The 6,136-nt window shown below is 64.6% G+C and carries 6 protein-coding genes and 1 pseudogene; 1 reads left to right on the top strand and 6 read right to left on the bottom strand.

Going from position 1 to position 6,136, the window contains the following annotated elements:
- Positions 1-39: 39 nt before the first annotated feature.
- Genes QZV94_RS22245 through rfbB form a run of 3 tightly spaced genes read right to left on the bottom strand, consistent with a single transcriptional unit; the run spans position 40 to position 2,769 of the window.
- Positions 40-969, bottom strand: a complete 930-nt coding sequence (locus tag QZV94_RS22245) for a hypothetical protein (RefSeq protein WP_293682116.1) — start codon at positions 967-969, stop codon at positions 40-42.
- An 8-nt stretch (positions 970-977) separates the two neighbouring features.
- Positions 978-1,658, bottom strand: a complete 681-nt coding sequence (locus tag QZV94_RS22240; protein WP_293682113.1) for a bifunctional 2-polyprenyl-6-hydroxyphenol methylase/3-demethylubiquinol 3-O-methyltransferase UbiG — start codon at positions 1,656-1,658, stop codon at positions 978-980.
- Positions 1,659-1,716: 58 nt separating this feature from the next.
- On the bottom strand, positions 1,717-2,769 hold the full coding sequence (rfbB, locus tag QZV94_RS22235; protein ID WP_293682119.1) for a dTDP-glucose 4,6-dehydratase: 1,053 nt from the start codon (positions 2,767-2,769) through the stop codon (positions 1,717-1,719).
- A 489-nt stretch (positions 2,770-3,258) separates the two neighbouring features.
- Here rfbB and QZV94_RS22230 point away from each other — a divergent pair, with 489 nt between their 5' ends.
- Complete coding sequence (locus QZV94_RS22230) at positions 3,259-3,729, top strand: PEPxxWA-CTERM sorting domain-containing protein (RefSeq protein WP_293682110.1); 471 nt, start codon at positions 3,259-3,261, stop codon at positions 3,727-3,729.
- Positions 3,730-3,811: 82 nt separating this feature from the next.
- Here QZV94_RS22230 and QZV94_RS22225 read toward each other — a convergent pair.
- The 3 genes and pseudogenes from QZV94_RS22225 to QZV94_RS22215 all read right to left on the bottom strand — a co-directional run.
- A pseudogene (locus tag QZV94_RS22225) lies at positions 3,812-4,331 on the bottom strand (IS630 family transposase); the annotation flags it as partial.
- Positions 4,332-4,438: 107 nt separating this feature from the next.
- On the bottom strand, positions 4,439-4,561 hold the full coding sequence (locus QZV94_RS22220; RefSeq protein ID WP_293682107.1) for a hypothetical protein: 123 nt from the start codon (positions 4,559-4,561) through the stop codon (positions 4,439-4,441).
- A 202-nt stretch (positions 4,562-4,763) separates the two neighbouring features.
- Positions 4,764-6,136, bottom strand: a 1,373-nt coding sequence (locus QZV94_RS22215; RefSeq protein ID WP_293682104.1) for a right-handed parallel beta-helix repeat-containing protein, incomplete at its 5' end; no start/stop codon positions are given.

Below are 6,136 nucleotides of genomic sequence, written 5' to 3'. Positions count from 1 at the left end.
ACGCTATCGCGCCGGCGTGATAGCGAGACGGGTCAGCGCCTAGGCGGGCGGGCGGGCATAGAAACGGCCTATCGCCTTGGCAATGGCGAAATCGAGCGCGCGCCACGCAAGAGACGCCTTGCCCAGCGGCCGGATCGGTCCGCGCAGATTGTCCCAGAACTGGCGTTCGGCGGCGGCGGGCGGCATGCCGCGCAAGGCGCGCAGGACGTATCTCGCCAGCCATGGCTTGGGGTGGGTGGCGAAATGGGTCATGTGCGTGCCGAAGCCTGAAAATCCCATGCCCTCCGGCCCCAAGGCGCTGATCGGCGCCTCGACGCCCATCAAAGCCACGTTCATCGCATCCTGGTCGGGAATGAAGAACGGATCGGTGCGATCGCTGACATGGGTGCCCATGATCGGCTGCGCCGAATTCGCTACGACGCGGTCGCTGATCCGACGCCACAGCGCGATGAAGTCGGCATCGCCACGGCGCACGCCGACGAATCCGCTGTTGAAATAGGGCGTCAGCGATCGCGCCGAGCGGCCCATCTCTTGCAGCGTCCGCCGCCATTGCACGCGCAAGGGATGATGCTCGCTGGGGGTCTGCTGCAGCCAGCCGTCGCCGCACACGGCGATGCCGCAGGACAGCCAGTGCTCGATGCGGCTCCAGCGCGCGCGCATGACGATATCGGCATCGATGAAGGCCACCGCCTCGCAGGCGGGCTCGAGGTCGAACACGGCTTGCAGGCAGGCGGGCTTGCGCAGGGCGATGAATTGCGCGTCGTCGTCGGCGACGAAGCGCACCGACATCGGCCCCAGCTCGAGCCGATCGGGCGCCGCCCACGTGCCGTCGGCCGGCCAGGCCGGGCGCGGCCCGCGATGGAAGACGTAGAAGGCGCCCTCGTAGCCGCTGGCATGCAGGCTGTTGGCCAGCGCCGCCGCGCCGATATGGTAGGAGCCGGAAATCAGCGTGCAGGCTAGCGTTTTCATTTTATGCCTCACGCTCGCCGGCACGAGAGCAGCAGGTTGTCGCTGAACAGCCGCCCCCGCGCGAGGCCGAAGCTGACTCCTTGCCAGCTATGGCTGGTCAGGCCGGGAACGGCGCCGTGATCGGACCAGGCGAAATGCTGGCCGACGAAGCCGGCCTCGCTGGACGCGCGCATTAGGTCGATGCGCAGCAGCGGCGTGATATGGGCTGGGTAGCTATCGGGCCCGAAAGCGGCGAAGTGTCCGCGAAAAAACAAGCTGACTTGCGAGCGCAGACTTTCGTTGTTGGGTGTTGTCACCACCAGCAACCCGCCCGGCCGCAGCAGCCGGAAGCATTCGCGAAGCATGGCGCGCGGATTCTCCAGATGTTCGATGACCTCGACGGCGGCGATAGCATCGAAGGAATTGTCGGCCCGAGGAAGCGGACCGTTGAGATCGGCCTGAATCCAGTCTATTTCCGAAGGCAGGGCGGCCGGCCTCGCCATCAGATCGACTGCGGTCAGTGCCTGGCAAAGTCCGATTTGCAAAAGCCTGCCGGTGAAACTTCCCTGACCGGCGCCGAAGTCGAGAACTGCCGCCTGCGGGCCATGCTCGCGCAAGGCGGCGAGCGCCATGCGGTAGACGGGATCGCTCGATATACCGCCGCTAGCGAGCGAGGCCTGTGCACGGCGGCTTTCAAGATCATCCTGCATGTCGGCGCTCAGTGGTGAGCGTTATGCAGGGCGCTGTAGGTGCAGGCCAGCGCCTTCATCACACCGCCCCCATCCCGATGCGCTTGAGCGCCGCGCTGCCGCCACCCGCCGACCACCAGCTCTCGTTGTCGAGATACCAGCGCACCGTCGCCGCCAGGCCGGATTTGAAATCCATGCGCGGCCGCCAGCCCAGCTCGCGCTGCAGCTTGGAAGAATCGATGGCGTAGCGGAAATCGTGGCCCGGGCGGTCGGTGACGAACTCGATGGCGCTGTCGTGCGGCTTGCCGTCGGGGCGCGGGCGGTGCTGGTCGAGCAGGGCGCAGATCTGCCTGACGATGTCGATGTTGCGCCGTTCGGCGTCGCCACCGATGTTGTAGATCTCGCCGATCCTGCCGCGCGTCAGCACGTCGATCAGCGCCGCCGCATGGTCCTCGACATAGAGCCAGTCGCGCACGTTCTCGCCCTTGCCGTAGACCGGCAGGCTCTGGCCGCGCAGGGCGCGGATGATCATGTGCGGGATCAGCTTCTCGGGATGCTGGCGCGGGCCGTAATTGTTGGAGCAGTTGGTGATCAGCACCGGCAGGCCAAACGTGTGGTGCCAGGCGCGCGCCAGATGGTCGGACGAGGCCTTGCTGGCGGAATAGGGCGAGTTGGGCCGGTAGGGCGTGTCCTCGGTGAACTTGCCGGTCGGCCCCAGCGCGCCATAGACCTCGTCGGTCGAGACGTGATGGAAGCGGAAGGCGCTGCGCCGATCCGTCGGCAGCGTCCGCCAGTAGGCAAGTGCTGCCTCCAGCAAGGTGAAAGTGCCGTGCACGTTGGTGCGGATGAAATCGGCGGCGCCATCTATCGAGCGGTCGACATGCGATTCGGCCGCCAGGTGCATGACGGCGTCGGGCCTATGCCGGGCGAAGATCGCGCGCACCGCGGGCTCGTCACAAATATCCGCTTTCTCAAAGACATAACTGGGATCCGACGCCACGGCGGCGACGTTCGCGAGGTTCGCTGAATAGGTCAGAGCATCCAGGTTCACCACCTGATGCCCATTGGCGATGGCCCGGCGCACCACGGCGGAGCCGATGAAACCCGCCCCGCCGGTAATCAGGATCTTCAACTTGTCCCCCGGGAATAAAAAACGACAGGCTCCCTTACTATGAACCGACGCTGGTTCAAGGCCGGACATCGCGCAGGGTTCGAGACGGCTTGACGGCAATTCGCGTGCAACGGCGCAAGGCGGCCGAATCAGTTCGCAAATGCAACCCCGCGGTTGTAGACAGCCCGGTCGTCCAGAGTCTGAATTCTGAGATGGACCCGAACATCTCTGTCCTACTTGTCCTCGTGAGCATCGCAGCCATTGCGGGGCTAGTGGGCGCTGCCTTTCAGAGCGAACGCATTCGCCGGTACGGTATTCTGGGTGCGCTTCGGCGAAAATTTTCCGGCGGGTCGCGGCGATCCCCTTACGGAAACTAGGCCGCTGCGAATTGCTCGTCGCTGCTCTGGCGGTTCCTGCCCGCTCCCGCCACCCTGCGAGGCTGCGTTAGGTCAACCTTAACCACTTCATCGCGAAGTTTGGTTGTTTTTGGAATGCCTTGGGGGATCAAGTGTGACCGTTGTTAAGAAAATTGCGGGCGCTTTGGGCGCAATCGCACTGTTTGGCGCCGGAGCGGCTGACGCAGCACTCATATATGTCGGCAGCTGGCAGCTGAATGGGGGTTCGGCCGACGGGAGAGCGCTCTCGGCGCAACAAGCGGCGGCGCAGATCTTCGGCGGACTGCCCGCCGATTATTCCATTTCGACCGCTGGGGACGATCCAGGCGATGTCGATCTTCTGGCGTTCTATTCAGTCCTCGGGTCTCCGGGATCGATAGTCGTTGGCGACCAGAGCGCCACCGTGGACGGGAAGGACGACCTCTCAGCGTACACCTTCGATGTGGCCCTGACGCGGGATCAGGATCAGTTCGTGAATTATGCCTTCCGCACTGGCGTTCCCGAACCGGCTACTTGGACAATGCTCATCATGGGCTTCGGCACTACCGGAGCCATTATCCGTCGCCGACGCATCTTTCCTGGCTAAGGCGAGGCCTATCGCCGAGGCGCGCCGAGCCCGCATTGCTCAGGCAGCTAGCGGCTGGGGTGAAGGTGGCGATGGCGTCGGCGATGGCGCGCTCGAGGGCAGCAACGGTGCGCGCAGCGTCCTTGCGGAGCAGGGCTTCAGCTTGGCGAAGGCGTTCTCGATGGGGTTGAAGTCGGCGAGTAGGGCGGCGGCAGGCGCAGCTCGGCGCCCGTTGCCTCCGCCTTTCGGAGGGCCGCGCCCTTGTGGGCGGGCAGGTTGTCCATGATCACGATGTCGCCAGACGCCAGGGTGGGGCTCAGCTCCTGCTCGACGTAGGCCAGGAACCAGGCTCCGGTCATCGCCCGGTCCATCACCATGGGCGCGGTCATGCCGGTCAGGTGCAGGGCGCCGACGAAGGTGGTGGTCCTCCAGTGGCCGTGCGGCACGCTCATGCGCAGCCGCTCGCCCCGCGGCGCCCGACCGTGACGGCGGGCCATCTTCGTGGAGGCGCCGGTCTCGTCGATGAAGATCAGGCGCTCGGGGTCGAGGTCGGGCTGGGCGTCGAACCAGGCCTGACGGCGGCTCAGGATCTCCGCACGGCCCTGCTCGGCCGCATGCCCGGTCTTTTTTGAGCGTGATCCGGTGACGCTCGAAGAACCGCCAGAGCGTGGAGACCGCCACGGCGATCCCACGCTCCCCCAGCGCCGCGCGCAACTCCACCAGGGTGATGTCAGCCCTTGGCCTCCACCAGCGACAGGATCAGCGGCCCATGCGCCTCGATCCTTCCCGAGCCCTTGTCGCCCCCCAGACGCGCGGCCGCACATCGCCGGTCCGCCGCCGCAGGCTCGTCCAACGGATCGCGCTGGAGATGCTGACCCCGAACCGATCCGCCGCCTTGCGGCGCGACAGCCCGCCGTCCACCGCCGCCACCACACGCTCCCGAAGATCCAAAGAGAGAGGCGTGCCCATCACCCCGGCCTCCCTCACCGGCAGCCAGGGTGGATCAGACTCACGACCTCAGGGAATCCCCCCGAGCAGCCGGCTCGGAAAGTGCCCTAGAGGACGAAGTCCGACGCGAGCAGGGACTTGCCGGTGTGGACGTTGATGGCGAAGTCGGCGATGGCGTCGCCGTTGACGTCACCGCGAACCGCGTAGTGATCGACCTCGAGGGTGACGGTTAGCTGCCCTGCGACCTTCGTGAAGCCGTGCACCAGCGTGAACGCTTGGTCGCCGGGGCGGTTTGCATTGGCATCAATGTTCCTGAGGTGGATTGTGTCGCCTGCGGCGCGGTTGAAGTCGAGGATGGTGTCGCGGGCGGTGGCCTTGCTGTCGTTCAGGGCATTGTAAAAGAACATGTCTGCTCCGGCGCCACCGGTCATCGTATCGGCGCCGCCATTTCCGATAAGCCGGTCGCTACCGCCACCGCCGGCGAGGACGTTCTTGCCGGCGTCCCCGGAGAGGGTGTCGGAGTAAGCGGACCCGGTGACGTTCTCGACGCCGCGATAGGTGTCCTGACCGGCACCATAGGTCTTCGAGAAGCCCTTGAGCAGGTTGACCGTGACGCTGCCCTTCGCATGCTCGTAGGACGCGGTGTCGACGCCGGCGCCGCCGTCGAGCACGTCATCGCCGGCTCCGCCTTCAATGACGTCATCGCCACCGGCACCGAACAGGCGGTTGTTGCCGGAATTGCCGACCAGCGCGTTGTCGAGGCCATTGCCGCCCCCATCGGCGTTGGCCACGCCTTTCAGCGACAGGTCCTCTTCAGAGCCAAGCAGCGTCCGGCTGACAGCCGAGGTCACCGCAGTAGCGCCGGATGTCTTAGGCACGTCGGACAACCGGTCGAGGAACGAATTCGCCGTCGTACTAGAACCCAGCCAAGCCTGCACGACGGCCTCATCGTATCCAGTGGTGATGTTGAGGTTGTTGTTGTTCTCGACCATGTCTCCGTTCAGAATGAAGCGGAGCGCTTCGTTGTTCGTGACGACAGCCTCGGGGGACGTCTTCACGGACAACCAGGACAACTCTCCCGTCCGTGAGATCACAGTATTGGCGTCCACTTTCAGACCGTTTACGCCGGACAGCGCTATCCCGTTTAGCGTCGCGCCAACAACCAGGTTGCCGGAAACCTCCACATTCCTCAGCGAGGCGCTGTCATCACGAATGAAGATGCCTTGGACTTCCGCTCCATCACCTTGTGTGATCACATTGCCGACAACGCGGATATGGTGAGCCGGGCCGTACGAGCCGGTGTAAATCTGAATTGCGTCCGCATGTTCGCTGCCGACCTTATAGAAATCGGTCAAGTAATTGTCCGATATTGTGAGGTTGGAGGTATCGTATCCTCGAATTCCATCTTGCCTAATCTGATGCACTAAATTCCCGGAGATCTTAACGTTGCTGCTACCCGCAAAGCTGACCGCCTGAAACA

The sequence above is a fragment of the uncultured Phenylobacterium sp. genome, assembly GCF_902826855.1.
Lineage (GTDB): Bacteria > Pseudomonadota > Alphaproteobacteria > Caulobacterales > Caulobacteraceae > Phenylobacterium.
This window is presented reverse-complemented; position numbering and strand designations above follow the sequence as displayed.

Bases quoted from the DNA above. Each gene is read 5' to 3' on its own strand.
- QZV94_RS22245 (WP_293682116.1), bottom strand. From the start codon at position 969: ATGAAAACGCTAGCCTGCACGCTGATTTCCGGCTCCTACCATATCGGC.
- QZV94_RS22240 (WP_293682113.1), bottom strand. From the start codon at position 1,658: ATGCAGGATGATCTTGAAAGCCGCCGTGCACAGGCCTCGCTCGCTAGC.